We start from the raw sequence: 2,261 nt of genomic DNA on the forward strand, positions 1-2,261 counted from the left end.
GTTGATGGTGGTGATGGTGCTGTTCTTCGTCTTCAGTTGCGTGCTGACTCTGTCGCCGGCGCAACTGGCCGAAGCCAAGGCGCAGAACCTTTCGATTCTGTCGTACCTGGCCAACCACTTCAGCAACCCGACCATCGCCTTTGCGGCGCCGTTGATTGCTTTTGTGGCCATCTCGAAGTCATTCCTGGGCCATTACATCGGTGCCAGCGAAGGCCTTAAAGGCCTGATCGTCAAAAGCGGCAAACGCCCGGCGCCGAAGACCCTGAATCGTATGACCGCTGCGTTCATGCTGGTGGTGTGCTGGATCGTTGCCACGCTGAACCCGAGCATTCTGGGGATGATCGAAACCCTCGGTGGCCCGATCATCGCGGCGATTCTGTTCCTGATGCCGATGTACGCGATTCGCAAGGTGCCGGCGATGGCGCGCTATCGCGGGCAGGCGTCCAATGTCTTCGTGACAGCGGTGGGCCTGGTGGCGATTACTGCATTGATTTACTCGCTGACTGCGTGATCGTTCGGCCTGCTCGCGCAGCGCCGAATTGACAGCTACAGTGGCCGCTGCACGTGATACGTGCAGCGGTTTTTTTTMGCCTGGAGTCACCGGATTGCCGAGCGCCTCACCCCCCAATTTCACCGAACAACCCAATCGCTGGCGGGACTTGCTGGCCGGGTTGTCGATTGCCGGGCTGTTGTTGCCCGAAGCAGTCGCCTATTCCAGCATTGCCGCCGTGGCGCCGCAGGCCGGAGTGATCGCGTTATTTGCCGGATTGCTTTGTTATGGGCTGTTCGGCACCAGTCGCTTTGCCATTGTGTCGGCTACCTCTTCATCCGCAGCAGTGCTGGCCGCCGCCACCGCAACGCTGGCCAACGGCGACCCCCAGTTGCGTTCGACCCTGGCCATCGGCCTGGTGCTGATGACTGGCGCGCTCTTCTTGTTGGCGGGGCTGTTCAAGCTGGGGAGTGTGACCTCGTTTATCGCCAAACCGGTGTTACGCGGCTTTGCCTTTGGCCTGGCGCTGACCATCATCCTCAAGCAGGTCGCCAGTGTGGTCGGGGTGCATCTGAGCGACGGCAATCTGGTGCGGTTTCTGCCGCAACTATTGGAACAAATGCCGCAATGGAATGGGGTAGCGGCGGGTGTCGCCGCCGTGGCATTGGCCTTGTTGGTGCTGTTTGCAAGGTTCCGGCGTTTGCCGGGCGGCTTGCTGGTGGTCGTGATCGGCATCGTTGCCAGTCAGTGGCTGAACCTGCCGGCGTATGGGGTGAAGTTGATCGGTGTGATCGATTTGAACCTGGAGGTGCCCCGGTTACCGGTATTGCCCTTTACTGACTGGTTGCGCTTGGGCGAATTGGCCTTTGCCATGGTGATGATCCTGTACGCGGAGTCATACGGGTCGATCAGTTCCTACGCGGTCAAGCATGGCGACCGGACTTCGTCGAGCCGCGATCTGCTGGCGCTGGGTGCGTCTAATCTGTTGTCCGGATTGTTTCATGGCATGCCGGCAGGGGCAGGGTTCTCGGCAACGTCGGCCAATGAAGCGGCGGGGGCCACTTCACGACTGGCCGGTGGTGTGGCGGCGCTGGTGGTGTTGCTTATCGTTTTGACGGTATTGCCTTACATCGCCCTGACCCCGGAGCCGATTCTCGCCGCCATCGTCATCCACGCCTTGGCCCGAGGCTTGAGCTTGCAGCCACTGGGGCGGTATTTCATCTGGCGGCGCGACCGGTTGCTGGTTATCTGCGCGGTGGCGGCAGTGCTGGTGCTGGGGGTGCTGGACGGTCTGCTGCTGGCGGTGGCGATCAGTGTGGTGCTGAYGCTTAAACAAATGTCGGCGGCGGATATTCAGATCCTCGGGCGCATTGATGGCGGCCATGACTTTGTTGACCTGCAACGTCATCCGGCGGCGCAGACAGTGCCAGGGGTGTTGATCGTCCGGCCGGGGGAAGCGTTGTTCTTTGCCAACGTCGAGCGGATCCTGGGTAGTACGTTGCGCTTGATCCGCCATTCGCCAACGCCAATTCACTCGGTGATTCTCAGCCTGGAAGAATCGCCGGATCTGGATGGCACCAGCATCGAGGCGTTGCAGGAGTTTTTTGTGCGGGTGCGGGGGGAGGGGAAGCAGTTGGTGCTGGCGCGTCTCAAGGATTCGGCGCAAATGGCATTGTCGGCGTTGCCGGAAGTGAAGGATACACAGGTGATCCTCAGCGACTTGAGCGTAGATGGCGCGGTACAACAAGCCCTCAAGACATATCCATAACCC

General features: G+C 60.4%; 2 protein-coding genes. Both read left to right on the forward strand.

What is annotated here, in order from left to right:
- Nucleotides 1–511: SLC5/6 family protein (locus AC1DSG_RS30395; protein ID WP_477794172.1), on the forward strand; the 511-nt coding region annotated here is incomplete at its 5' end.
- Between the two features lie 94 nt (nt 512–605).
- Nucleotides 606–2,258 carry a SulP family inorganic anion transporter gene (locus AC1DSG_RS30400; RefSeq protein ID WP_477794173.1) on the forward strand — a complete coding sequence of 551 codons (1,653 nt, stop codon included), beginning with the start codon at nt 606–608 and terminating at the stop codon, nt 2,256–2,258.
- Nucleotides 2,259–2,261: the final 3 nt, after the last annotated feature.

Source organism: Pseudomonas sp. P5_A12, assembly GCF_056400685.1.